This is a genomic window from Citrobacter cronae, from assembly GCF_016893685.1.
Lineage (GTDB): Bacteria > Pseudomonadota > Gammaproteobacteria > Enterobacterales > Enterobacteriaceae > Citrobacter > Citrobacter werkmanii.
This window is the reverse complement of record NZ_CP069763.1, coordinates 139,249-139,525: the sequence shown is the minus strand read 5'-3', so window position 1 is coordinate 139,525 and position 277 is coordinate 139,249.

Sequence of the window (277 nt, the reverse complement as noted above, 5' to 3'; positions counted from 1 at the left end):
CCACTGACATTCCCCCGTAGGTTTGGCCGCCAGAACGCTTACTTATTATTCATTTTGCGGCAACGCATAATTCTGGCAGTACAGGTAGGGGATCCCTTCTTTGGTAATCAGATACGTCTTGCTATTTAGCGCAAAATAATCATCGCATGGCCTGCCATGGGTATAATATAAGCGCGCAAATTATAAGCGTCAGCGTCGCCATGATTATTTCTGCGGTGGTGAACAAAGATTGACGCGGTGTCCCAGGTAACAGATCTTCTATAACGGTATCCGGGGT